This window comes from Galbibacter sp. (assembly GCF_048266365.1).
Lineage (GTDB): Bacteria > Bacteroidota > Bacteroidia > Flavobacteriales > Flavobacteriaceae > Galbibacter.
This window is the reverse complement of sequence record NZ_JBLWZP010000003.1, coordinates 1-24738: the sequence shown is the minus strand read 5'-3', so window position 1 is coordinate 24738 and position 24738 is coordinate 1. Positions and strand designations below refer to the sequence as shown.

The 24738-nt window shown below is 38.1% G+C and carries 23 protein-coding genes and 1 rRNA gene; 7 read left to right on the top strand and 17 right to left on the bottom strand.

Going from position 1 to position 24738, the window contains the following annotated elements:
- Positions 1–37: 37 nt before the first annotated feature.
- Positions 38–1141: a methylmalonyl Co-A mutase-associated GTPase MeaB gene (meaB, locus tag ACN0TV_RS05735; RefSeq protein WP_417361002.1), complete on the bottom strand. Its 1104-nt coding sequence runs from the start codon at positions 1139–1141 to the stop codon at positions 38–40.
- 91 nt (positions 1142–1232) lie between these two features.
- Between meaB and ACN0TV_RS05730 the strand changes: the two genes are divergently transcribed.
- Positions 1233–1658, top strand: coding sequence for an organic hydroperoxide resistance protein (locus ACN0TV_RS05730; protein ID WP_417361000.1), 426 nt, complete (start codon positions 1233–1235; stop codon positions 1656–1658).
- A gap of 96 nt (positions 1659–1754) precedes the next feature.
- Here the strand turns inward: ACN0TV_RS05730 and ACN0TV_RS05725 are convergent, their stop codons facing one another.
- Entirely contained in the window at positions 1755–2708 is a 954-nt protein-coding gene (locus ACN0TV_RS05725; RefSeq protein ID WP_417360998.1) for an aldose epimerase family protein, read from the bottom strand.
- A 166-nt stretch (positions 2709–2874) separates the two neighbouring features.
- Positions 2875–3216 carry a DUF6249 domain-containing protein gene (locus ACN0TV_RS05720; RefSeq protein ID WP_417360996.1) on the bottom strand — a complete coding sequence of 114 codons (342 nt, stop codon included), beginning with the start codon at positions 3214–3216 and terminating at the stop codon, positions 2875–2877.
- A 148-nt stretch (positions 3217–3364) separates the two neighbouring features.
- Between ACN0TV_RS05720 and ACN0TV_RS05715 the strand changes: the two genes are divergently transcribed.
- Together ACN0TV_RS05715 and ACN0TV_RS05710 are read left to right on the top strand one after the other, a co-directional pair.
- The gene (locus tag ACN0TV_RS05715) at positions 3365–3937 is read left to right on the top strand and encodes an RNA polymerase sigma factor (RefSeq protein WP_417360994.1); all 573 of its coding nucleotides are present in this window, start codon (positions 3365–3367) and stop codon (positions 3935–3937) included.
- Positions 3934–4320: a hypothetical protein gene (locus tag ACN0TV_RS05710; protein ID WP_417360992.1), complete on the top strand. Its 387-nt coding sequence runs from the start codon at positions 3934–3936 to the stop codon at positions 4318–4320. Before ACN0TV_RS05715 ends, ACN0TV_RS05710 begins: the two co-directional genes overlap by 4 nt.
- On the opposite strand, the gene ACN0TV_RS05705 is transcribed toward ACN0TV_RS05710, so the two are convergent.
- The 9 genes from ACN0TV_RS05705 to ACN0TV_RS05665 all read right to left on the bottom strand — a co-directional run bounded on the left by ACN0TV_RS05705 (position 4317) and on the right by ACN0TV_RS05665 (position 14630).
- Positions 4317–5507 (bottom strand): sensor histidine kinase, encoded by a 1191-nt coding sequence (locus tag ACN0TV_RS05705; protein ID WP_417360990.1) that lies wholly within the window; start codon positions 5505–5507, stop codon positions 4317–4319. The genes ACN0TV_RS05710 and ACN0TV_RS05705 overlap by 4 nt on opposite strands.
- A 535-nt stretch (positions 5508–6042) precedes the next feature.
- Entirely contained in the window at positions 6043–9399 is a 3357-nt protein-coding gene (gene secA, locus ACN0TV_RS05700) for a preprotein translocase subunit SecA (RefSeq protein WP_417360988.1), read from the bottom strand.
- 83 nt (positions 9400–9482) lie between these two features.
- The gene (locus tag ACN0TV_RS05695) at positions 9483–9704 is read right to left on the bottom strand and encodes a DUF2795 domain-containing protein (protein WP_008612884.1); all 222 of its coding nucleotides are present in this window, start codon (positions 9702–9704) and stop codon (positions 9483–9485) included.
- Positions 9705–9846: 142 nt separating this feature from the next.
- Complete coding sequence (locus ACN0TV_RS05690) at positions 9847–10422, bottom strand: cob(I)yrinic acid a,c-diamide adenosyltransferase (RefSeq protein WP_417360986.1); 576 nt, start codon at positions 10420–10422, stop codon at positions 9847–9849.
- Positions 10423–10601: 179 nt separating this feature from the next.
- Positions 10602–11051 (bottom strand): hypothetical protein, encoded by a 450-nt coding sequence (locus ACN0TV_RS05685; RefSeq protein ID WP_417360984.1) that lies wholly within the window; start codon positions 11049–11051, stop codon positions 10602–10604.
- 46 nt (positions 11052–11097) lie between these two features.
- Positions 11098–12966, bottom strand: coding sequence for an ABC-F family ATP-binding cassette domain-containing protein (locus ACN0TV_RS05680; RefSeq protein ID WP_417360982.1), 1869 nt, complete (start codon positions 12964–12966; stop codon positions 11098–11100).
- A 69-nt stretch (positions 12967–13035) separates the two neighbouring features.
- Positions 13036–13494, bottom strand: a complete 459-nt coding sequence (locus ACN0TV_RS05675; protein WP_417360980.1) for a hypothetical protein — start codon at positions 13492–13494, stop codon at positions 13036–13038.
- Between the two features lie 85 nt (positions 13495–13579).
- Positions 13580–14083, bottom strand: a complete 504-nt coding sequence (locus tag ACN0TV_RS05670; RefSeq protein ID WP_417360978.1) for a hypothetical protein — start codon at positions 14081–14083, stop codon at positions 13580–13582.
- A 7-nt stretch (positions 14084–14090) separates the two neighbouring features.
- A complete protein-coding gene (locus ACN0TV_RS05665) occupies positions 14091–14630 on the bottom strand; it encodes an RNA polymerase sigma factor (RefSeq protein ID WP_417360976.1) in 540 nt (179 codons plus the stop codon).
- Positions 14631–14943: 313 nt separating this feature from the next.
- Between ACN0TV_RS05665 and purD the strand changes: the two genes are divergently transcribed.
- Genes purD through ACN0TV_RS05650 form a run of 3 tightly spaced genes read left to right on the top strand, consistent with a single transcriptional unit; the run spans position 14944 to position 17969 of the window.
- Positions 14944–16224: a phosphoribosylamine--glycine ligase gene (gene purD / locus ACN0TV_RS05660; RefSeq protein WP_417360974.1), complete on the top strand. Its 1281-nt coding sequence runs from the start codon at positions 14944–14946 to the stop codon at positions 16222–16224.
- Between the two features lies 1 nt (position 16225).
- Positions 16226–17527, top strand: a complete 1302-nt coding sequence (locus ACN0TV_RS05655) for an asparagine synthetase B (RefSeq protein WP_417360972.1) — start codon at positions 16226–16228, stop codon at positions 17525–17527.
- A gap of 19 nt (positions 17528–17546) precedes the next feature.
- Positions 17547–17969, top strand: coding sequence for a secondary thiamine-phosphate synthase enzyme YjbQ (locus ACN0TV_RS05650; protein WP_417360970.1), 423 nt, complete (start codon positions 17547–17549; stop codon positions 17967–17969).
- Here the strand turns inward: ACN0TV_RS05650 and ACN0TV_RS05645 are convergent.
- The 5 genes from ACN0TV_RS05645 to thrS all read right to left on the bottom strand — a co-directional run bounded on the left by ACN0TV_RS05645 (position 17950) and on the right by thrS (position 22319).
- The gene (locus ACN0TV_RS05645; protein WP_417360968.1) at positions 17950–18777 is read right to left on the bottom strand and encodes an HAD family hydrolase; all 828 of its coding nucleotides are present in this window, start codon (positions 18775–18777) and stop codon (positions 17950–17952) included. The two genes, ACN0TV_RS05650 and ACN0TV_RS05645, sit on opposite strands and share 20 nt — an antisense overlap.
- 256 nt (positions 18778–19033) lie before the next feature.
- Positions 19034–19378 carry a 50S ribosomal protein L20 gene (gene rplT, locus ACN0TV_RS05640; protein WP_417360966.1) on the bottom strand — a complete coding sequence of 115 codons (345 nt, stop codon included), beginning with the start codon at positions 19376–19378 and terminating at the stop codon, positions 19034–19036.
- A gap of 127 nt (positions 19379–19505) precedes the next feature.
- A complete protein-coding gene (rpmI, locus tag ACN0TV_RS05635; protein ID WP_324301371.1) occupies positions 19506–19703 on the bottom strand; it encodes a 50S ribosomal protein L35 in 198 nt (65 codons plus the stop codon).
- 92 nt (positions 19704–19795) lie between these two features.
- Positions 19796–20344 (bottom strand): translation initiation factor IF-3, encoded by a 549-nt coding sequence (gene infC / locus ACN0TV_RS05630; RefSeq protein ID WP_417361557.1) that lies wholly within the window; start codon positions 20342–20344, stop codon positions 19796–19798.
- Positions 20345–20372: 28 nt separating this feature from the next.
- A complete protein-coding gene (gene thrS / locus ACN0TV_RS05625) occupies positions 20373–22319 on the bottom strand; it encodes a threonine--tRNA ligase (RefSeq protein ID WP_417360964.1) in 1947 nt (648 codons plus the stop codon).
- Between the two features lie 1056 nt (positions 22320–23375).
- Here thrS and ACN0TV_RS05620 point away from each other — a divergent pair.
- Positions 23376–24738 (top strand): 16S ribosomal RNA (locus tag ACN0TV_RS05620); the annotation flags it as partial.

The following is a 24738-nucleotide window of genomic DNA, read 5'->3' as shown; positions in this document are numbered from 1 at the left end:
TGTAGTTGTCATTCTTAAAAGATACCATTATTGATACCTATTTAAGCGGTTTAGTGTCGCGCAAAAGTAATGAAATTAAATATTGTGCAGCTGCAAAAGGTGTGATTTTATGATCTTCAACAGCCTTTAATTGTGCCTGTAATTCGGCCTGGATCTCAGGTCTCTGATAAAAACTATCCTTTAAATGCTCGTCAATCGACTGAAATAGCCAAAATTTATTTTGTTGCTGGCGCTTTTGTTCAAAATTCGAGTTTTCTTTTGAACTTTTGATGTAATAATCAATTAAATCCCGCACCTCTACAATGCCTTTGTTTTCTATAGCCGAGGTAAGTAATACTTTAGGTCTCCAACCCATTTCTTTGGGCGGGTAAAGTTTCAAGGCTCTACTGAAATCAGCCTTGGCAATTTTTGCCCTTTGCAAGTTATCACCATCAGCCTTGTTGATGACAATAGAATCCGCAAGTTCTATGATACCTCTTTTGATACCTTGTAGTTCATCTCCGGCTCCAGAGAGTTTTAGGACTAGGAAAAAGTCAACCATGCTATGTACTACAGTTTCACTTTGTCCCACACCTACGGTTTCAATAATGATGGTTTGGAATCCGAATGCTTCACAAAGCAGAATGGTTTCCCGTGTTTTTCGAGCAACACCTCCCAGGGTACTTCCTGCAGCTGATGGGCGAATATAAACATCTGGATGTTTAGACAATTCTTGCATTCGAGTTTTATCTCCTAAAACACTACCCATTGATATGGAGCTACTTGGGTCAACAGCCAAGACCGCAACCTTATTAGTTTTACTTGCCATTAAACATCCTAAGGCTTCAATAAAGCTGCTTTTTCCAACACCAGGCACTCCTGTGATCCCAATCCTAACAGATTTATTGCTGTAAGGTAGACACTTTTGCAATACCTGATGAGCCAACGGCCGATGTTCTGCTTTGGTACTTTCGATCAGGGTAATGGCTTTACTAAGGGCAGTAATATTTCCGGCTAAAAGAGAATCACATAATGCATCCACATCAAATTCAGATTTTCGCCTGGACTTAAATTGTGCTACCACCGATGATTTTGTCCTTGAGGTTAAGGGTTTTTCTGGTGTATTGTCTTTAAATGAATCCTGTGAATTGTTTGTTGCCAAAGCAAATATTTATTACAAATTTAATATTTAATAGCATACATTTTGAAGGAATAAAGGTAACTTACATGAAATAATCAAATACAATTTAAAAATGAAGGCATTATATCAAGCAGTAGCCACGACAACTGGTGGTAGAGCTGGACACGTGAAAAGCGATGACGGGATCATCGATATGAAACTGGAACTCCCTAAGGGCCTAGGTGGAAAGGGCGGGGAATTTACCAATCCAGAACAATTGTTTGCTGCGGGTTATTCCGCTTGTTTTGGCAGCGCACTGCAATTTGTCGCTAAGGAGAACAATGTTGAACTCAGTGATGACTTCCAAGTTCAAGCAACCGTTGGTATTGGAAAACACCCAGATCTAGGAGGGTTTCTTTTAGAAGTGACACTCGACGTTACCTTGCCAGGGGTGGATGATGACATGGGAGAGAAGCTCATCAATGAGGCTCATGAAGTATGTCCTTATTCCAGAGCAACTTCGGAAAATATAGACGTTACTTTAAATTTAATGGTTTAACCAAAGTTTAAAAGTCAACATAATATAATAAACAAAACCTTATGGTAATCTAACGCATAAGGTTTTGTTTATTATTACTTAAAGACTATTTTTTTATTATTTGATGCTGAATTCAAAAACACTTTCGTTAGAATACAAATCACCACTTTTTAGTAACGCAGAAGGAAATTGAGCGTGATTTGGTGCATCAGGGAAATTTTGAGTTTCAAAACATATGGCTGGATACTCAGAAACCGGTTGATTGAGTAGTAACTGCTCATCCAATGTAGGCGGGGTATAAATCACTACTGCAGGTTGATTGGAGCTTATTTTCATCTGTATTCCAGTTTTCGGTGCATACAATACAGCTAGAGGCTTATTCTGATTTACGACATAAGTATCATCAATTCCGGCAATCTCTAATTGCTTTTTAATAATGGTAGTGGCCCTAAAATCGTAATGAGTCTGCTTGACCTCCTTAAAACTTCCGGAGGGAACTGCTGTTAGGCTTTTCTCTAATATTCTATCGGCATGTAAACGCAGCTCATGATCCATGATACTACCATTACCGTTTAAATTGTAGTAATTATGATTGGTTAGATTAACCACGGTGTCTTTGTCAGATTTAGCCGTATAAGAGATTAACAGCTGGTTATCCTTTAAAGTGTATGTGCAAAAAACCTCTAAGGCTCCAGGATAGCCTTCCTCCATATCTTCGCTAAAATAGGAGTATGTGATATGAGGGTTTTCTCCTTGAGTAATTTCTTCAAGTTTCCAGGTTTTAAAAGAAAAGCCTTCTCTTCCTCCATGCAAGTGTGCCTGATTATCGGTATAAAGAGCATAGTGCTGCCCATTTATAGAAAAGCCATTTGGATTAAGACGTCCAGCATAGCGTCCAACAGAGGCGCCTAGGTATGGTGCATTATGGATATAGCTATCTAAGTCCTTATAGCTTTGAACCACATTGATATCATTTCCATTTTGATCCTTGAAAATTAATTGATGGACGGTTGCTCCATAATCTATAGTGGTAAGTTTTAGATATTTATTTGAAATCGAATGTGTCTCCATTGTTTAATGTACTTGTTGAAAATTTACAAACAACGAAAATACAAAATACCTGTAGAGAAAATTTCAAATGGGCTTATAAAGTTCAAATTCAAAGGAGTTATCCATCCATTGAATTTGAACTTTCTTCCCATTGATTTGTCTTAATAAGAGTGGTTGTGGCTTAGCATCAATCCTTTAATTTCTTAGAGATATTGAATCCTGTTAGTAATCCAATTCCAGAGATGAGAAATATACTGCCAGGGTAGGCAATGGAGCGATCAATATTTAATATCCTGTCCATGATTCCAGCCATAAAAACACCGAGTCCAATTCCAATTAACACTAGTGATAAGTTCACTAGAATTATTTTCCAAATTGGAACACTTCTTTTGTGAGGTGAATAGAATATGGAGGCATCTGCTCCTTTTTCTATCAGTGATAAACGTTCTTTGTTCCGTGCTGATATGCACAAATACACTATCCCTAAAATTGTTCCAAAAATAATTGCTACTACAATAACGGCTTCCATAATTGTGTTTTTTAATTGATTGTTTGCACATATGACGTCAATGTTTCAAAATGGGTTACAAAAATTTTATAAAATTATAATTGAATAGTCACTGTAATATCTAACTTCACATGTAACCTTTCACAAAAGATTGGCGTCTTACAATAGAATGACTAACCAGAAAGAACATATTTATCTCAATAGGATATTAAGTGGAGATGTTGAAGCATTCTCGTATTTTGTGGATACCTACCAGCATATGGCATATACCATAGCGGTGCGTATTGTACAAAATAGGGAAGACGCTGAGGATATTGTGCAGGAGGCATTCATCAAGTGCTATGATCGTCTGCCCACTTTTAAAGGTGATTCGAAGTTCTCCACCTGGCTGTATCGCATTGTATATCACAGTGCTCTGGATGCTATTAGAAGTCAAAAGAGATCTCTGGATACCCAAACTATGGAGGTTCGAGATTTTAAAGGAATATCAGATATAACTGGTATTTTGGATCAGTTAATGGAAGAGGATACAAGTAAATTGATAAAAAGAGCGATTCAAACTCTAAATCCGAAGCAACAGACAATTATAACGTTGTATTATTATGAGAGTCAATCTTTAAAGGAGATCGCTGAGATCGTAGCAATAAATATAAGTGCAGTTAAGGTAAACCTATTTCGAGCACGAAAAAGTCTTTACCTATTATTAAAAGATCATGTTGAATTTGAAAATAGAAAAGGATGAGTGAACACCAGGAACATGAGTTGGATAAACTCAGTGATATAGTCATTCGTAAAGCTGGATTGGAAACCCCACCAGAGCGTTTGAAGCAAAATATAATGCATGCCATTTTGGCTAAGAATACCTACAGGCCAGTGAAAGGACTTTTAACCAAAAAATCAAAACTAGCCATTGGAGTGTTTGTATTAGGTTTTTGCATAGCAATTGGACTGTTACCGCTGGCAAAAGGAGTATGGGAGTTTTCAGGAGTACTAGCTGATTTTACAGGCTACATGGATCATATTTCCAGTCGTATACCCAAGACATTTTTATATGGGATTATGGCCTTTGGATTGCTAGTCCTAGTGCAGGTTGCTTATTTGAAACACCAAATCAATCGTCTTTAAATTTCTTTGAACTTCACTAAAAAAGTAGTGCCATTTTTGCTATCTGCTAATTTTAAAGTTCCTCGGAGTTGCCGCGCTAATTTCTCAATAAGTTTTACGCCCATGGTTTGCGATTCACTTTGAATAGTGGCTGTATCCATTCCTATTCCGGTGTCAGAGTAGGTGAGCAAGAAATAAACAGGGTCAGTCTTTTCTATACTTATTTTGATGATACCCTTATCGGTATTTGGAAATGCATGTTTTAGGGAATTGGTAATCAATTCGCTAATCAATAGACTCAGCGGAACAGCAGTCTCGATATTGAGCTTAATACTTTTGATGTTGATGTTGTATTGTATATCCTCATCGGATTTTTTGAAAGATCCAATCTGGAAATTACAGAGTTGTTCTACATAATTCTGGTAATCGATCTTCGAGAGGTCCTCATGAGCATATAGCATTTCATGAACCATCGCCATGGAAAAGACACGGTTGTGATTACTGTGTAAGATCGATTTTATTTCCTGGTTATCTGTAGCTCTAGCCTGCATGTTCAGTAAACTAGAAATGGTTTGAAGATTGTTTTTTACCCTGTGATGAATCTCTTTGAGCAACAATTCTTTTTCATGATTTTTCTTTTCTATCTCACGTTTGGAGTGGTATAGTTTATTATAATTTCCAAGTAACATGCGTCCAAAAATGTCTCCGGATATATAAAGACAAAACAGGATGACTAATAAACTGAATTCTGACCTTGAGTCTTTTGGAACCATGACAGGAAAATCTATGCCGATATATGGACTGATGTAAATTGCAAGAATCACCACTAAAATTAAATACAAATGAAACTTGCCATAGTTCCTTGTGGATACATATCCTGAAAAAACAATAAGTACCAAGATAAAGATAAACGGACTTCGAATTCCTCCACTATATAAGCTTACTAGAATGGCTCCGATAATACCTAGAGTTGTACTGATCAGATAAGAGGCATGTAAGTTTTTGTGCTTGGCAAATAGAAGACTATTAGCCACGTTCAAGATACCGTAAGTAATAAGTATGTGAGGTATTACTTTTTTGATGTCTAAGAAAAAATAAAACACCAAAGCAAAACTAATCATTGTCACTGAGGCGAAATAATTCATTTTTACGATAAGATCGATTTTCTCTTTATGTCTTTCAGAATAAAATTGAGGTCTTTTGTTCATAAATATACTGCGGAAACCCATTCATCTTTGGTGGATGGGAGGGAAGCAGCGTTCCCTTTGTTAATAGCTTTCTTTTTTTGTTCTGTAATCATAAATCAACCTTTTGCCTACCGATCAGCAGTCCACATTGTACTTTCAAACCAAGATGGAAGCTAGCCACTTTGATGATTCATGCTATAGCTAATCTTGGACGCGCTGTAAGGCGCGTCAGAAAATCGAATGCTGTGTGTTGCACAATTGCTTATGTTTATTCAGTTTTAATACCCATTCCATCGCTAAGTATGGTTGGGTAGTTTATCAGATTACCGAGCAGACTACAGTGAAGTGTATCTTAACTTGTAATTTGATGCTAACTAAGGTTTGGGAGGGAGGGGAATTTTGAGATAATTATTCAAAAACAAAGTTGGTTAACTTCAAGATCTACTATTATATATGGTTGATGTATTCATAAGTTAAAGTTATCCATTTTTTTCAAAAAAAAAAGCAGTAGACGTTAATTTATCTACTGCTTCTGCTGATATTCTTAATTTGTGGATTAATCTTCAACCAACACCCATTCTCCTTTAGTGAGTAGGGGTTCTGCTTGTTTGAATTTCATGCTTTTATTTTCACCGGTAACTACGTTTTTAAGTGTAACCCGATCATTTCTATTGATTTTTGGACGCTCTCTTACGATGGTCTCAGTAATTTGAGCTCGCTGTTGATTTTGTCCAGCTGCTCTGTTTTGAGCTGCCAATTCGTCGCTGTTGGGAATTTCTTCCTTAGAGGTTTGGTAATTTTCTTTTTTCTTAACCTCTTGAGCTTCTTGGATATTTTCAGTGTCCTCAGTTGGCAATTCTCCCTTGTATAAGAAAGAGATAACTTCTCTGTTGACATTGTCTATCATTGTTTTGAAAAGCTCAAAGGCCTCAAATTTATAGATTAGTAATGGATCCTTTTGTTCGTGAACAGCAAGCTGAACTGACTGTTTCAATTCATCCATTTTTCTCAGGTGCGTTTTCCAAGCCTCATCAATGATTGCAAGGGTAATGTTTTTCTCAAAATCAGCTACCAATTTTTTACCTTCAGACTCATAAGCATCTTTAAGGTTGGTCACAACTTTTAAGGTCTTAATACCATCGGTAAAAGGAACTACAATTCTCTCGAAACGATTATTTTGATTTTCATAAACATTTTTGATTACCGGAAAGGCAGTTTTTGCATTGCGTTCTACCTTATTCTGGTAGTATTCTAGTGCTGCTTTATATACGATGTCTGTAATGTCCTTGGCAGATTTATTTTTAAAATCATCCTCTGAAACCGGAGAGGTTATTGAGAAGAATTTGATAAGTTCAAATTCAAAGTTTTTATAATCACCTGCTAACTTATTGGTCTCAACGATGGCCTCAGTGGTATCATAAACCATATTGGCAATATCAACTTTAAGTCTTTCACCTTGTAGGGCGTGCCTTCTTCGCTTGTAAACAACCTCCCTTTGTGCATTCATGACATCATCGTATTCTAACAGACGCTTACGAACACCAAAGTTATTTTCTTCTACTTTTTTCTGAGCACGCTCGATGGACTTGGTCATCATAGAATGTTGGATAACCTCTCCATCTTCAAGTCCCATACGGTCCATCATTTTAGCTACTCTATCAGAGCCGAACAAACGCATAAGGTTATCTTCCAAGGAAACATAGAACTGAGAGCTTCCCGGATCCCCTTGACGACCGGAACGACCTCTTAACTGCCTGTCCACACGTCTAGAATCGTGTCTTTCTGTTCCGATAATAGCCAATCCGCCGGCATCTTTAACGGCCTTAATCAACTTAATGTCAGTACCCCTACCAGCCATATTGGTAGCAATGGTAACCACACCTGGATTTCCAGCCTCTGCCACAACATCTGCCTCTTTCTTGTGCATTTTAGCATTGAGGACATTGTGTGGGATTTTGTTAAAGGTGAGCATTTTGGAAAGTAGCTCAGAAATTTCAACGGAAGTTGTACCAACTAGGACAGGCCTTCCTTCTCCAACGAGTTTAACGACATCCGCTATAACCGCATTGTATTTTTCTCTCTTAGTTTTGTAAATAAGATCTTGTTTGTCATCACGAGCAATAGGTCTGTTTGTTGGAATTTCAACAACATCTAATTTATAGATTTCCCAAAACTCTCCAGCCTCTGTAATTGCAGTACCAGTCATACCAGAAAGCTTTTTGTACATTCTGAAGTAATTCTGAAGGGTTACCGATGCAAAGGTTTGTGTGGCAGCTTCAATCTTAACGTTTTCCTTAGCTTCAATAGCCTGGTGTAATCCGTCAGAGTAACGACGACCATCCATGATACGGCCTGTCTGCTCATCAACAATCATTACTTTGTTTTCCATGACCACGTACTCTACATCTTTTTCAAAAAGAGTATAAGCCTTGAGCAATTGATTCATGGTGTGAATACGCTCGCTCTTTATAGAGAAGTCTTTGAATAGTACTTCTTTAAGTTCAGCTTCTTCTTCTACCGGTAGTCCTTTTTTCTCAATCTGTGCAATTTCTGTTCCGATATCAGGCATTACAAAGAATTCTGGATCTGCGTCTCCTGAAAGGTATTCAATACCTCTGTCGGTTAATTCAATCTGATTGTTTTTTTCGTCGATAACAAACCATAATTCGTGGTCAATAACTGGCATCTCACGATTGTTATCTTGCATATAATGATTTTCAGTTTTCTGGAGAAGTTGTTTGATTCCTTCCTCACTTAAAAACTTAATCAATGCTTTATTTTTAGGTAATCCTCTGTGTACACGTAGTAGTTGGATTCCCCCCTCTTTGGTGTTGCCTTCAGCAATGAGCTTTTTGGCCTCTGCCAAAACACCATTAAGATAGTGTCTTTGTTTGGCAACTATATCGCTGACCTTAGGTTTTAGCTCATTAAATTCATGACGATCTCCTTGTGGAACCGGACCAGAAATAATAAGTGGAGTACGAGCGTCATCCACAAGTACGGAATCCACCTCATCCACGATAGCGTAGTTATGTTCGCGTTGTACTAAGTCGTCTGGAGTGTGTGACATATTATCTCTAAGGTAGTCAAATCCATACTCGTTATTAGTACCGTAAGTGATGTCTGCTTGATAGGCCTTACTTCTGCCTACAGATCCTGGTTTGTGATTATCGATACAATCGATAGACAAACCGTGGAATTCAAATAGAGGCCCCATCCAAGCACTATCACGACGTGCAAGATAGTCGTTCACCGTTACAAGGTGAACACCATTACCAGTTAAGGCGTTAAGGTATACAGGTAAGGTTGCAACCAATGTTTTACCTTCACCTGTATGCATCTCTGCAATTTTACCTTGGTGAAGTGCGATACCTCCTACGAGCTGAACATCGTAATGGACCATGTCCCATGTTACTTCTTTACCAGCGGCATCCCAAGAATTTTTCCATACTGCATTGTCGCCTTCTAAAGTCACATAATCTTTAGATGCAGATAAGGTTCTGTCGAATTCGCTTGCCGTTACCGTTATAGTCGTATTATTTGTAAAGCGTTTTGCTGTTTCTTTTACTACCGCAAAGGCTTCAGGCAGAATTTCCGAGAGTATTTTTTCAGTAACCTCGTATCCTTTTACCTTAAGGCTGTCTACCTCGGTATAAATATCTTCATTTCTGTCGATATCGTTAGAAGCTTCTGCTTCTGCTTTTAATTCTGTAATTCTCTGGTCAATATCTGCTCTTGAAGCTTTTATTTTGTCTTTGAATTCTAGTGTTTTATTACGCAGTTCGTCGTGTGATAAGGTAGAAAGTGCGGCTTCGAAGGTGTGAATTTCATCCACTAGGGGACGTAACTCTTTCACATCCTTCTTCGCTTTATCACCGACAAAAGCTTTTAATACGGAATTGAGTAAACTCATTTTTATCTGATTTGTATTATCAAAATTAAGCAAAAAAAAAGCCCCTGAAGAGACTTTTTTACTTTATAATGTTAATGTGTTTGTTAATATTCATCCTCATTCCAGAGATAATCCTCTTCAGTGGGATAATCTGGCCAAATTTCTTCAATAGATTCATACATATCTCCCTCGTCCTCCATGGCTTGTAGATTCTCCACAACCTCTAATGGGGCTCCGGTTCTAATAGCATAATCAATTAACTCATCTTTTGTGGCTGGCCAAGGTGCATCGTCTAAATAAGATGCGAGTTCTAATGTCCAATACATTTGCTATTGATTTTAGTTTTGTGCAAAAATAAATTTTTAAAGTAAAAAGTCAAGTAAAATTTGTGTTATTTACATATTATTTCTAAGAACGTACTAATTCTGATGTTTTGATGAATTATTAGTAACGAAAACTAGTAATAATTCATCTTTCCTTATCAGGAGCCCATAATATTTGATCGGCTTCAAGCTCAAAAGACAACTTCCGTGCCAATACAAACAAATAATCGGACAAACGATTCAAATACTGCAACACAAATGGATCAATAGCTTCATTTTCATTTAAATGGCTCACATTTCGTTCAGCACGACGGCATACAGTTCTTGCAATATGACAATATGACACGGTGGTATGACCACCTGGCAATACAAAATGTGTCATTGGCGGAAGGCCTTGGTCCATGAGATCTATATCATGTTCTAGAAATTCGATATGTTGTTGCTCAATCCATTGTATATTCAAGCGTTTTTTGCCGTTTTTCAAGAATAATTTCTCTTTAGGGGTTGCCAAAATAGAACCAAGAGTGAACAGGTGTTCTTGAATTTTGATAAGGTTGCTCTTGTAGCGTTGATCAATGTTTTGATCCCGTATCAAACCCAGCCATGAATTTAATTCATCCGTAGTGCCATAAGCATCAATACGGATATGGTGTTTGGCAACTCTATTTCCTCCGAATAAGGAGGTACTCCCTTTGTCTCCGGTTTTAGTATATATTTTCAAAATAGCTTAGTTGTTTCTTTTGTTGCGATATCCTTTGTGAAAATCGTGTTTGCTCCGACGTCTTAGTTTTTTCATGTTCCGTTTATGGTTTAACCACACCAAAACAAAAAGAACGGCTATGACAATAATCCATATGACGCTTGTTTCCATAATTCTTGACTTTAGTAAAAGATACAGTATTATATTCTAATTTTAAAATTTTCTTTATGCTGTCCTGGTTTATAAAACAAAAATCCAATAGTGTAGAAATCTATACTCAACGTTACATTGGGGCTGTGACATATTTTCTGCCATTTCTCATGCTGCTTGTCTATATGATCCACTATGACAAACGGATGGCTGATCAGCTTATGCAGAATCTCTACATGAGATTGCTCCATTAAGTTTATATATAAGGTTCGATCTGCGGTGTAACCTCCAGTATGCGCATTGCTAAAAGAAGCATCATTTAAATAGGCCAGCGCGCGATTTATGATTTTTATTTTTCTTGGATTGCGAATATTGTGTTTCCTCTGCCATTGTAGGAACAACTCAGACTCAGGACTCTTTGTATTTCGGTATAGCGCATTTGTCAGTAATTGATAGACAAAAGGGGAGTGCACGCCATGTTGGTTGCTTGATGTCCACAAATAATTAAGATATGAAAGGCTAAACCGCATTTAAAAAAACTGAAATTCATTCTTCCATTTTCATGGACAATTCAAACCAACTTGCCGTATTCTTATCAATATCATTGATGACCTGCTGCAATTTGATGGAATATTCATCCACTTGTTCCCCAGTAAGTTGTTCATTAGCAAAAACAGCTTCAATCTCTTTTTTCTCCTCTTCTAATTTAGCAATTGATCTCTCTAGACGTTTATACTCTTTTTGCTCATCGTAACTTAGGGTGCTATTGGCTTCTTTTTTCCACGATTTTTTGCTGTTTTCACCAGTATTAGTTTTAGGTTCTTTATCTGAAACTATACTGTTGTCATAACTCCTGTAATCTGAATAGTTTCCTGGGAAATCTTCAATTTCCGCATCCCCTTTAAAAATAAATAGGTGATCTACAATTTTATCCATGAAATAACGGTCGTGTGATACCACAATTAAACAACCTGGGAAGTCTAATAAAAAAGACTCCAATACGTTCAAGGTGACAATATCAAGGTCGTTTGTAGGTTCATCCAGAATTAAAAAGTTTGGATTCTTGATCAAGACGGTACATAAGTATAAGCGCTTAAGTTCACCACCACTTAATTTTTCTACAAAATCATATTGCTTCTTACGATCAAATAGAAAACGTTCAAGTAGTTGTGCAGCTGAGATCTGTCTCCCTTTTGTTAGGGGGATGAATTCTCCATAATCCTTTATAACGTCGATCACCTTTTGACCTTCCTTGGATTGAATGCCATTTTGTGTATAGTAACCGAACTTGACGGTTTCACCTATGACAACCTTTCCGCCATCTGGTTTTAATTTGGAGGTTAGAACATTTAAAAAACTTGATTTTCCTGATCCGTTCTTTCCAATAATACCAACGCGTTCACCTCTTTTAAACGAATAATCAAACTTGTTTAAAATAGGTTTGTCACCAAAGGATAAGGAAACATTATGGAACTCAACAATCTTGCTCCCTAAACGTTCCATGTTTATTTCCAATTGTACCTTGTGTTCTTGTCTTCGCTGGTTTGCCTTCTCCTTGATGACGAAAAAGTCATCAATTCGAGACTTGGATTTGGTGGTACGTGCTTTGGGTTGCCTTCGCATCCAATCCAATTCCTTTGAATATAAATTCTTTGCCTTGTCTACGGAGGCTTGCTCTGCCTGAACTCGGGCTTCTTTCTTTTCTAAATAATAAGAGTAGCTACCTTTGTATTGGTAGATCTGGCCATTTTCAAGTTCTACGATCTCGTTGCAGACTCGTTCTAAAAAGTAACGGTCGTGGGTGACCATGAACAGTGTTATGTTTTCCTTTGCAAAGTACTGTTCCAACCATTCTATCATTTCTAAATCAAGGTGGTTGGTCGGCTCATCGAGAACCAACAGGTCAGGGGTATTTAACAATATGGTGGCCAAGGCCAAACGTTTCTTTTGTCCCCCGGATAGGTTTTTAACCCTTTGATGAAGGTCGTCTAACTTTAATTGCGATAATATGAGCTTGTATTGTGTTTCAAAATCCCAAGCATTTTTAATTTCCATCTGCTCAAAAGCCTTTTGATATGCATCGGCATCTTCAGGGTTTTCAAGTGCATGCTCGTATTGTTGTATCGTTTTTAAGATATTGTTATCCGAAGCAAAGATGGTTTCTTCTACGCTTAGATTCTCATTAAGATCAGGTACCTGCGGAAGGTATGATATACGGATACCGTTTCGAGAAACTACCTGTCCACTGTCAGGAGTGTCTCCGCCGGTAATGATATTCAATAGTGATGTTTTGCCAGTTCCATTTTTGGCAATAAAAGCAATTTTTTGATCTTTATTGATCCCGAATGATATGTCGGAAAATAAAATGCGCTCGCCATAGGATTTGGCGACATTCTCAACGGATAAATAATTCACAGACTTTAGTTTTTGCAAAGTAAAGCAATTTATAGCTCACTATGCATATACCGTTGGCGAATTAAAAGTTTACTTTTCTTCCTTATTGTGATACTCTTTTTTTAGTTTTTCGAGTAGTTTATGATTGAAATCATCCTCAAGTTTTTTGAGATATAATATTTTTGTTGAAGGCATGAAGTTAGAAAGGTCATCAAAGAGTCTTTTCTCCAACTCTAGACTGTTTTTTTTAATGGTGATCAATCTATCGAGGGTCTTGGAGGCTTGCGCATTCGATACTTCTCCAAATTCTTTATCTCTTAACAAGTGTTTTATTTCTTTGTACTCTTTGTACACTTGTGTGTATCTGTTATCCTCGTAATTGTTATATACGGGCCAGAACTTTTGAGCCTCATCTGTGGTTAGATTGAGGTTGTCAGTTATAAAGGCAATCTTGAGAGATTTAATATAATCTCTTTTATTTTTCTTTTGAGCCAAACCATGCCCAAAAGCAAAAATGAATAATAGCAGTATAAGGATATATTTTTTCATGGTGTATTGTGTTCTTTTTATCGAGCTATATTTTTTATGAATTGGCGTTTCCTAATTGAGTCTATCGCCTGTAGTTAGTTTAATTTTATTCAACTGTCAGGGTGTAATTATCAATATTATTTTGATTTAAATACTCAATAATTTCTTCCCTAGGGATAGGATCCGTCATCTCGATGTCCTCTAAAGAAACGCCTTCGAAAGTCTCGATGAGATCATAGGTGTTTAGATTTATAAATCCTTCCTCAATATAGGAGTTGATATCAAAAGTGGATAGTTCTTCCCCTTGGTCAGTGGGAAATGAATTCTTCGGCTTCATAAGAATAAAACCTAGGATTAGCATTGCTGCAATAGAACTCATGGCGTAGAGTAATCGAACTTTGGCGGTTCTATCGGACGATTTCTTTTGTTTGATTTTGTCCCACAAACGGTTTTCAAATTCATCCAAATATCCATCAGGAATCGTAAATCCAGTGGCTTTTGGAATGGCCTCCGAAATGCCTATTCTATTTTCTAATCGCTTATTCAAGTTAGCAAAATAGTTATCAGGTACCGAAAAATCCTTTTCGTTTTTTGATGCTTTCCTTTCCATTATTAGCTTACAATTTTGTTAATTGCATTTCTATTTTCTTTACCGCATGGTGATATGATGCCTTTAAAGCGCCTACAGAGGTCTCTAATATTGAGGACATATCTTCGTATTTCAATTCTTCAAAGTATTTCATATTAAATACTAACCGTTGTTTTTCAGGTAGTGTTGCTATAGCTTCTTGTAATTTCATTTGAATCTCATCCCCATCAAAATAGGCGTCTGCTTTCAAATTTTCTATCATTTTCATCTGTAACTCATCGCTGGTAGCATCGTAAAACTTCGCTCTTTTTTGCAAAAAGCTAAGCGCCTCATTAGTAGCAATGCGATACATCCAAGTGTAAATCGCACTATCCTCCTTAAAGGATTGTATATTCCTATAGACCTTTATGAACGTATTTTGCAACACATCATCGGCATCATCATGATCAAGCACCATTCTACGAATATGCCAATACAACCGTTCCTTGTATTTTTCCACAAGGTCCCTAAAAGCTTTTTCTTGAGTTGTACTACTCTTCAGCTCTTTTATGACGATATTATCCTGCAATTGCGTTGATTTGTAAATTAGACTCTAATTTAAGCAAAAGGTTTAATACATAGTAGATTGATAAGAGAATATTCCCAAATGACAGAAATTGATCTAAACTAAAATCCACAAAACTGATTTGTTCTTGTGTGTTGAAAGGACGTCCTAATTGTTTTTTGGAATACAAAATGCTGGAAAATCGAAAAGTTTAGCTCTGACTACTACGCTATCACAAAGGAGGCTAGGGTTGTTTTTTATGTAAATAAATTATGTTTTTGTAATTGCTCTAGGTAACTTTGGCAGCACAAAATAAAATTATCAAAAATTGAACTTGATGAATATACTGATTATTGGTTCCGGAGGACGGGAACACACGCTTGCCTGGAAGATGGCCCAAAGTGAATTGTTGAGTACTCTATATGTTGCTCCTGGAAATGCAGGGACTGCTAGTTTTGCAGTTAATGTTCCAATCTCGGTAAATGATTTTCAAAACATCAAGGAACTTGTAACTACTAAGGATATTTCTCTGGTGGTAGTTGGACCAGAAGATCCGCTTGTCAATGGCATCCATGATTTCTTCTTACAGGATGAGGCCTTAAAAGATATTCCCGTTATTGGCCCTCAGAAAGCAGGTGCGATTTTGGAAGGAAGCAAGGAGTTTGCCAAAGACTTCATGGATCGTCATCAGATTCCTACTGCCGCGTACAAGAGTTTTACCGCTAATGAGCTCGAGCAAGGTTATGCCTTTTTAGAGACTTTACAACCGCCTTATGTTTTGAAAGCTGACGGATTGGCTGCAGGTAAAGGTGTGCTTATCCTCCCAGACTTAGAGGAGGCCAAAACTGAATTAAAAAATATGTTGGTAGATGCCAAATTTGGCCAAGCTAGCAACAAGGTTGTGATTGAGGAGTTTTTAAGTGGTATTGAGTTGAGCGTATTCGTATTAACTGATGGGAAAAACTACTTAACTCTGCCAACGGCAAAGGATTACAAGCGCATCGGAGAAGGGGATACTGGTTTAAATACCGGAGGTATGGGCGCTATTTCACCAGTGCCATTTGCCGATGACGTTTTTATGCAAAAGGTAGAAGACCGAATTATAAAACCAACCATTGATGGATTTGTGAAAGATAACATTCCTTATAAAGGATTCGTTTTTATAGGATTGATTAAGGTATCGGAGGAGCCCTTTGTTATAGAATACAATGTACGTATGGGTGACCCGGAAACCGAGGTTGTTATTCCTAGAATAAAAAATGACTTGGTAAGCTTATTTAAAGCCGTTGGAAATGGTACCCTAGACACTGTCACCTTGGAACTGGATGAGCGCTCTGCTACTACAGTGGTAGGTGTTTCAGGAGGATACCCTGAGGCTTACGAAAATGGTAAAGTCATCACAGGCTTGGATACTATTGAAGGTTCAGTAGTATTTCACGCCGGAACACAGCTACGCGATCAGGAGGTGGTAAGTGCAGGAGGTAGGGTGCTAGCAGTTACATCTTATGGAGAGGACTTCAGAGAAGCACTGAAAACGACATACAAAAATCTTGAGAAAATTAGCTTTCAGGGAATGTATTACAGAAAAGATATAGGATTTGATTTAGAAAATCAATAGGATGCATAACATTGAATCAAATACAAGAAAAGGAGGAGTCTTAAGATTAGGATGCCTCTTTTTTTTGTTGTTTTTGTATGTGCCTTCCCTCTGGGCATCTTATATTTTAATTCCGATGGATTCGGAAGGACAGAAGGATCATTTGAAGGCCTATGGCATCACCTATTGGGTTTTATCAAAAAACGAAAAGGTCAAATGGCTTCTTAACTACAGGGGTGGATCTTTCTTAATCCAAGACAATGAACAAATCCAAAAGGAATGTAAAATACGTGGTGTATCCTTTGAATTGTTGAGTGATTCAGCAGCAGAGGAGCTTCTTCAAGGAATTAGTAGTCCGTCCAAAAATCAAGATGCAGTTATCCTGGAAAAGGCGCCAAAGATTGCTGTCTACTCACCAAAAAGTAATCGTCCTTGGGATGATGCCGTTACCATGGTATTGACCTATGCAGAGATTCCGTATGAGGTAGTGTACGACAGAGAAGTATTAGGGGACCAACTGCTTCAGTATGATTGGTTACACCTGCATCACGAAGATTTTACCGGTCAATATGGTAAGTTTTATGGAGCTTACCGTGCCACTCCTTGGTACATTGAAGAAAAAAAAGAAGCAGAAGCACTGGCAAAGGAGCTGGGTTACCAGAAGGTATCAGAGGAAAAGTTAGCTGTAGCTTTAAAGATTAGGGATTATGTTGTCGGTGGAGGGTTTATGTTTGCTATGTGCTCTGCTACCGATAGTTTTGATATCGCGCTGGCAGCAGAAGGGGTGGATATCTGTGAGGCCATGTTTGACGGGGATCCCTCTGAACCAAATTATCAAGCCAAACTAGACTATAATAATACCTTTGCTTTTAAAGACTTTGTGCTGAGTAGGGATCCATTAGAATATGAGTTTTCTACTATCGATATGACATCTAAAAGAAGAACAGTTAGAAGGGATACTGATTATTTTACATTGATGGAGTTCTCTGCTAAATGGGACCCTGTTCCTACCATGTTATGTCAAAACCATACCGTATTAGTCAAAGGGTTTATGGGGCAGACAACATCTTATGATCCGTCCACCATTAAACCAACGGTTCTGGTTATGGCGGAAAATCAGGTTAATGGTGAAGCTCGATATATCCACGGAGTAAAGGGAAGTGGTTTTTTTACCTTCTATGGTGGGCATGACCCGGAGGATTACCAACATAGAGTAGGGGATCCCAAGACAGCTTTAGAATTACATCCTAATTCACCGGGGTACCGATTGATATTAAACAATGTTTTATTTCCAGCTGCCAGGAAGAAAAAACAAAAAACCTAAATTTAAACCGAGATTCTTTGTGAAAATAGTACAGAAAGAAATACAGCTTAAGCCACGAAAACGAGGGTTCCATATCATCACCGAGGAAATTATGAACAATTGCACGGAGCTTAGAACAATTAATATTGGTCAATTACAGGTGTTCATTAAGCATACTTCGGCAAGTCTAACTATAAACGAAAATGCGGATCCAAGCGTAAGGGTGGATTTTGAAAGTCATTTCAATAAAATGATACCCGAGAATGCGCCTTATTATATACACACCTACGAAGGTCCAGACGATATGCCAGCACATATCAAAAGCTCTGTTTTAGGAAGTTCAGTTAACGTTCCAATTACTAATGGAAAATTAAACCTCGGAATATGGCAGGGTATTTATCTGTGTGAGCATCGCGATTACGGTGGTTCCCGATCAGTCGTGCTTACAGCTTTTGGTATTTAGTAGTTTCTAAGGCTTCAACCAGTTGTTCTAATATATGCTCAACCCCATTTTCATCGTTGCTTTTTGTAGTGTAGTTTGCAACTTTCTTTACATTGGGATGCGCGTTCTCCATAGCAAAGCTAAAATCCGCCAAACCTAGCATTTCTAGATCGTTATTATAGTCTCCGAAAACCATGGTTTGACTTGGTGTAAGTCCGAGTTTGTTCTGTAGCAATTGTAAGGCATATCCCTTGTTAGCGTTTGGATGAGAAATATCCAACCAATTTTGACCGGATACCTTTACTTGAAGTTTATCCTCGAGGTGTTTTACTGAAGGGTATATGGAATCCTCTGAGCTCTCGAAATGGTACACCGCAATTTTTATAAAATCATCATCACCTACCTTTGTCAAATCATCTACTTGTTGATATGTTGCATAGTATTCATTGAATAGTTCAATGAAAGCTTCATTTTTGGTTTCTATATAAGATGATTTCTTACCGCAAAGAACGATATAGGTATCTTTAATTGTCCTAAGTAAGTTGATGAGTTTTAGAATACTTTGGTTATCCATGTGGGTTACAAGTAACTCCTTTGCTCCTCGTCTAGCAATACCACCATTTTCTGCGACGATAGTAATGTCCTCCACTATAGGTGATAACTTTTTAACAATGCTGTAATACTGTCTGCCGCTGGCAGCTACGAAGTGAATATCATTGGCTTTAAGTTGTTCAAATAAGGAATAGAACTGGTTGCTCACCTCACCTTGGCTGTTAAGTAAAGTACCATCCATATCCGTAACCACTAGTTTAACTTGTGCTAAATTCATATTCATCTATTTTTTGACTTGCAAAAGTAATAAATCTTTAATTAAAATTAGTTAAGCCTATGTTATGATTACAAGACATATATAGATTATTTAAATCTCTTTGAAAAGAATTGATTTATAAGAAGAACAGGGGGACGGAACTGGTAGCAAACCTGAATGTCCAAAGGAGTAAAAAGGGCATTGTTATGGATGCAAATTAACAAAAAAAATCCAGCTGTTAAGCTGGATTTTAATAAGCGGATATATTGTTAAACGTTTATTTTACTTTATTGACAATTGCCTTAAAAGCTTCTGGGTTATTCATCGCTAAATCGGCTAATACCTTACGGTTTAGTTCGATGTTATTAGCTCTTACTTTTCCCATAAACTGTGAATAAGACAATCCGTGTAAGCGGGCACCTGCATTGATACGGGTTATCCACAAAGCGCGGAAAGTTCTTTTCTTGTTTCTACGGTCTCTGTACGAATATAACATCGCTTTTTCAACCGCATTTTTGGCAACCGTCCAAACGTTTTTACGTCTTCCGAAGAAGCCTTTTGCTTGCTTCATCACTTTTTTTCTTCGTGCTCTTGAAGCTACTGAATTTACTGATCTTGGCATAATTTTAATTTTTTGTAGCAGGCGATTTTATAACGTATCTAAAAATGACTTTCATTTCTGGTTGTATAAAATTCTTTTATGGGCCTGACTCCAGGGTTAAACAATATTAATTGAACCGAAAGAACGACTACTTTAAGCGTAATTGTTCTTTAATGCTCGACTCATCTGCTTTATCAACTAAAGTAGAATGAGTAAGGGCAAGCTTACGCTTTTTAGATTTTTTCGTCAAAATGTGACTCTTAAAAGCATGCTTTCTTTTAATTTTACCTGAACCGGTAAGCTTGAAACGCTTCTTGGCACTGGATTTTGTTTTCATTTTAGGCATAATTCCTAATATTTATTTATATATATCGCGCTTATTATCTTCTGCTTGGATTCTTTTGCAAGAACCCAAGTAACTTCTTGTGTATTGCTAATTTATTTTACCTTCTTAGGGGCGATAAACATAGTCATACGTTTACCCTCTAGCTTAGGCATTTGCTCAACTTTACCGAGATCTTCTAGCTCGGAAGCCAAACGCAACAAGAGGATTTCTCCCTGATCCTTATAGACGATCGAACGACCTTTAAAGAAAACATATGCCTTTAATTTAGCTCCTTCTTTAAGGAATTTTTCAGCATGTTTCTTTTTGAACTCGTAATCATGATCATCAGTATTTGGACCGAAACGTATTTCTTTTACCACAACCTTAGAGGCTTTAGCCTTTAAAGCTTTGTCGCGCTTCTTCTGTTCATAAAGGAATTTTTTATAATCCATTATTTTACAAACAGGAGGTTTTGCATTTGGTGAAATCTCAACGAGATCAAGACCCAACTCCTCAGCCTTACTCAAGGCTGCTTTTGTCGGGTAAACATCCATCTCAACATTATCGCCAACCAATCTCACTTCTGGTATACGAATTTCGCCGTTGATTCTATGAGGGTTTTTCTCTTCTCTTCTTCGAGCGTTTCTGTTAAATCTTTTAATTGCTATGGTTACTAAATTTTAATTAAACTTAATTTTCAAACTTCTTTAATGTACGATTGATTTCTGAATTAATCAAATTCGTGAAATCTTCAATACTGATAGTACCTAAGTCGCCTTCTCCATGTTTTCTTACAGAAATAGTATTGTCTTTTTCTTCCTGCTCGCCAACAATGATCATATAAGGAACCTTATTAACTTCTGCATCACGAATTTTCTTGCCGATCGTTTCATTTCTATGATCTGCGAGGGCGCGAATTTCGTTATTTTCTAATGAATTTAAAACTTTTTCAGCATATTTTTCATATTTCTCGCTGATTGACAATATTATAGCCTGTTCCGGCATTAGCCACAATGGGAAATTTCCTGCTGTATGTTCTAATAGGATAGCCACGAACCTTTCGATAGAACCAAAAGGTGCACGGTGTATCATAACCGGGCGATGTAATTTATCATCACTTCCTTTATAGGTTAACTCAAAACGCTCAGGAAGATTATAGTCCACCTGAATGGTTCCTAACTGCCACTTTCTCCCTAAAGCATCCTTAACCATGAAGTCTAATTTTGGACCGTAAAAAGCTGCCTCGCCGGTCTCGACTACATAATTGAGATTTTTCTCTTTTGCAGCATTTAATATCGCTTGCTCAGCTTTTTTCCAATTCTCGTCACTTCCAATATACTTCTCAGGTTTTTCAGGATCTCTTAAAGAAACCTGGGCAGTGAAGTTTTCGAATCCTAAAGTTCCGAAAACATACAATACCAAATCAATCACCTTTTTGAATTCCTCATCTAACTGATCTGGAGTACAGAAGATATGTGCGTCATCTTGTGTAAATCCACGTACTCGAGTTAAACCGTGTAGTTCACCGCTTTGTTCGTAACGGTATACTGTTCCGAACTCAGCAAAACGCTTTGGAAGGTCTTTGTAGCTCCAAGGTTTCGAATTGTATATTTCACAGTGATGAGGACAGTTCATTGGTTTCAATAAAAATTCTTCATCCTGCTTAGGAGTGTGTATAGGCTGAAAGCTATCTTCTCCATATTTAGCATAGTGGCCGGAGGTTACATAAAGCTCTTTCTGGCCGATATGAGGAGTGACAACTTGTTCATAACCCGCTTTCTGTTGTGCTTTCTTTAAGAATTCTTCAAGACGTGCTCTTAAAGCTGCGCCTTTAGGAAGCCATAATGGTAAGCCTTGACCTACCTTACTGGAAAAGGTGAACAGTTCTAATTCCTTTCCAAGTTTTCTGTGGTCCCGCTTTTTAGCTTCTTCAAGTAACTCTAGGTATTCTTTTAATTCCTTCTGTTTTGGGAAGGAGATCCCATATATACGAGTTAGCTGTGGTTTGTTCTCATCACCTCTCCAGTATGCACCTGCTACAGATAGTAATTTAATGGCTTTGACAATTCCAGTATTTGGAATATGTCCGCCACGACATAAATCTGTAAAGGTATCATGATCACAGAATGTAATAGTTCCGTCCTCGAGATTCTCTATAAGTTCAACCTTGAATGGGTTGTTTTGTTTCTTGTAAAATTCCAATGCTTCAGCTTTGCTTGCTGATCTCATCTTGAATTCATGTTTTCCACGAGCGATTTCCATCATTTTGGCTTCAATCGCTGGAAAATCTTTATCTGAGAGTACGCGATCTCCTAAATCGATGTCATAGTAGAAACCATTTTCAATAGATGGTCCGATGGTTAACTTTACTCCAGGATATAGCTCTTCAAGAGCCTGAGCCATGATGTGCGAGCTGGAATGCCAGAAGGCTTGTTTACCTTGGTCATCATTCCATGTATATAAAATAAGATCCCCATCGGTGGTTAGTGGAGTGGTCGTCTCTACTTTTTGACCATTAAAGCTCGCAGAAATTACGTTGCGCGCTAATCCCTCACTAATGCTTCGTGCCACATCCATCGGAGTGCTGTTGTTTTCGAACTCCTTAACCGATCCGTCGGGTAAAGTAATCTTAATCATATTCGTATAATCATTTAATTTCAGGGGGCAAAGATAAGTCGAAGACTTTACGCATACAACTATTAATATAGGTTAAGGGAGTAAATACATAAACTTTTTTTAATATAACGTACTTGGATTAAGAAATACCACATTGGTCTGGACTTTAATCTTTGGCTCTGATTGCTTTTTGATGTGATCTTCTTGTGTTATATAATATGATTCAGGAGAGCTGGTTTTGGTTAATTGTTGAGTTTTAGTTGTTATTCTCTCTTTATATTAAAGAGCAGGCAAAGTTGGATTGTGTGAGTGCTAATGATCTAGTATAAGGTTTGGTGTTATTCGACTCCAGTATATCGAGATGTATATGTACAGTGGCAAAGACTCTTTAATGTTTCGGTTACTTGTTCTATCATCAATATAGTATGTAAACCAGTTATAGTTCAGTGGCGTGGTTAGTAGTGTGGGAAATGAATCACTCTTCTTATTATATATAAAGATAGAATTGGGTAGTCTATATATAGAACGGAGTAGTGTATAGCGTTAAGGAGGTTTGAAACTGGTGGTATACGGAGTAGTGAGTTGGTGAGCCAGGCTATTTTCATCTTTTTTCGAATTATTTTGAGTTGTAATAGATTGGTTTACAAGCGTATTAAAAATACTTTAAAAATAAAGGCAAAAAAGATTTGGAATAGAGTAGAAATAGTTTCTATATTTGCACCCGCTTTAAGGGACAACATTGGTTGTTAAGAGGAGCGGGAAGTTCTTTAAGATAGGGTGATTTGGGAAGTTTTGATCGGATGAAAATCGGTTCAAAAATTTTTTTAAAAAAAAGCTTGCCGAATAGAAAAAGAAGTTTTACTTTTGCACCCGCTTTGAAAACGTAAGTTGATCAAAGCAATTAAGAAAAGAAGACAAGTTCATTGACATATTGTTGACAGCATGATTTTTGAAATGGGAATTGGGATTTCGGTTTCATTTTCAGGACAAGAATCAACCTAGTAAGAAATTAAGTAAAATCATTTTGAGTAAAATTTTTCGGTATTGTAGATTAAGGCACAACGTCATAAAGACACAACAATGAAGAGTTTGATCCTGGCTCAGGATGAACGCTAGCGGCAGGCCTAACACATGCAAGTCGAGGGGTATAGAGTAGCTTGCTACTTTAGAGACCGGCGCACGGGTGAGTAACGCGTATGCAACCTACCTTTCACAAAGGGATAGCCCGGAGAAATTCGGATTAATACCTTATAGTATTACGATATAGCATTGTATTGTAATTAAAGTTTTAATGGTGAAAGATGGGCATGCGTCTTATTAGTTAGATGGTGTGGTAACGGCACACCATGACTACGATAAGTAGGGGTCCTGAGAGGGAGATCCCCCACACTGGAACTGAGACACGGACCAGACTCCTACGGGAGGCAGCAGTGAGGAATATTGGACAATGGTCGCAAGACTGATCCAGCCATGCCGCGTGCAGGAAGACTGCCCTATGGGTTGTAAACTGCTTTTATATGGGAAGAATAAGAGCTACGTGTAGTTTGATGACGGTACCATATGAATAAGCATCGGCTAACTCCGTGCCAGCAGCCGCGGTAATACGGAGGATGCAAGCGTTATCCGGAATCATTGGGTTTAAAGGGTCCGTAGGCGGACCAATAAGTCAGGGGTGAAAGTCTGCGGCTCAACCGTAGAATTGCCTTTGATACTGTTGGTCTTGAATGTGTAGGAAGTGGCTGGAATGAGTAGTGTAGCGGTGAAATGCATAGATATTACTCAGAACACCAATTGCGAAGGCAGGTCACTACTACACCATTGACGCTGATGGACGAAAGCGTGGGGAGCGAACAGGATTAGATACCCTGGTAGTCCACGCCGTAAACGATGGATACTAGCTGTCCGGCCTGCATTGGTAGGCTGGGTGGCCAAGCGAAAGTGATAAGTATCCCACCTGGGGAGTACGTTCGCAAGAATGAAACTCAAAGGAATTGACGGGGGCCCGCACAAGCGGTGGAGCATGTGGTTTAATTCGATGATACGCGAGGAACCTTACCAGGGCTTAAATGGGAGTCGACAGGGGTGGAAACACCTTTTCCTTCGGGCGACTTTCAAGGTGCTGCATGGTTGTCGTCAGCTCGTGCCGTGAGGTGTCAGGTTAAGTCCTATAACGAGCGCAACCCCTGCCGTTAGTTACCAGCATGTTATGATGGGGACTCTAACGGGACTGCCGGTGCAAACCGAGAGGAAGGTGGGGATGACGTCAAATCATCACGGCCCTTACGTCCTGGGCCACACACGTGCTACAATGGCCGGTACAGAGAGCAGCCAGTGGGTGACCACGAGCGAATCTATAAAACCGGTCACAGTTCGGATCGGAGTCTGCAACTCGACTCCGTGAAGCTGGAATCGCTAGTAATCGGATATCAGCCATGATCCG

Excerpts from the sequence above, each read along its gene's own strand:
- ACN0TV_RS05720 (WP_417360996.1), bottom strand. The coding sequence starts at position 3,216 with ATGGAAGCCGTTATTGTAGTAGCAATTATTTTTGGAACAATTTTAGGG.
- ACN0TV_RS05730 (WP_417361000.1), top strand. The coding sequence starts at position 1,233 with ATGAAGGCATTATATCAAGCAGTAGCCACGACAACTGGTGGTAGAGCT.
- ACN0TV_RS05705 (WP_417360990.1), bottom strand. The coding sequence starts at position 5,507 with ATGAACAAAAGACCTCAATTTTATTCTGAAAGACATAAAGAGAAAATC.
- ACN0TV_RS05645 (WP_417360968.1), bottom strand. The coding sequence starts at position 18,777 with ATGAATTTAGCACAAGTTAAACTAGTGGTTACGGATATGGATGGTACT.
- ACN0TV_RS05655 (WP_417360972.1), top strand. The coding sequence starts at position 16,226 with ATGCATAACATTGAATCAAATACAAGAAAAGGAGGAGTCTTAAGATTA.
- ACN0TV_RS05725 (WP_417360998.1), bottom strand. The coding sequence starts at position 2,708 with ATGGAGACACATTCGATTTCAAATAAATATCTAAAACTTACCACTATA.
- ACN0TV_RS05675 (WP_417360980.1), bottom strand. The coding sequence starts at position 13,494 with ATGAAAAAATATATCCTTATACTGCTATTATTCATTTTTGCTTTTGGG.
- ACN0TV_RS05670 (WP_417360978.1), bottom strand. The coding sequence starts at position 14,083 with ATGGAAAGGAAAGCATCAAAAAACGAAAAGGATTTTTCGGTACCTGAT.
- ACN0TV_RS05715 (WP_417360994.1), top strand. The coding sequence starts at position 3,365 with ATGACTAACCAGAAAGAACATATTTATCTCAATAGGATATTAAGTGGA.
- ACN0TV_RS05695 (WP_008612884.1), bottom strand. The coding sequence starts at position 9,704 with ATGTATTGGACATTAGAACTCGCATCTTATTTAGACGATGCACCTTGG.
- purD (WP_417360974.1), top strand. The coding sequence starts at position 14,944 with ATGAATATACTGATTATTGGTTCCGGAGGACGGGAACACACGCTTGCC.
- thrS (WP_417360964.1), bottom strand. The coding sequence starts at position 22,319 with ATGATTAAGATTACTTTACCCGACGGATCGGTTAAGGAGTTCGAAAAC.
- rpmI (WP_324301371.1), bottom strand. The coding sequence starts at position 19,703 with ATGCCTAAAATGAAAACAAAATCCAGTGCCAAGAAGCGTTTCAAGCTT.
- ACN0TV_RS05710 (WP_417360992.1), top strand. The coding sequence starts at position 3,934 with ATGAGTGAACACCAGGAACATGAGTTGGATAAACTCAGTGATATAGTC.
- secA (WP_417360988.1), bottom strand. The coding sequence starts at position 9,399 with ATGAGTTTACTCAATTCCGTATTAAAAGCTTTTGTCGGTGATAAAGCG.
- rplT (WP_417360966.1), bottom strand. The coding sequence starts at position 19,378 with ATGCCAAGATCAGTAAATTCAGTAGCTTCAAGAGCACGAAGAAAAAAA.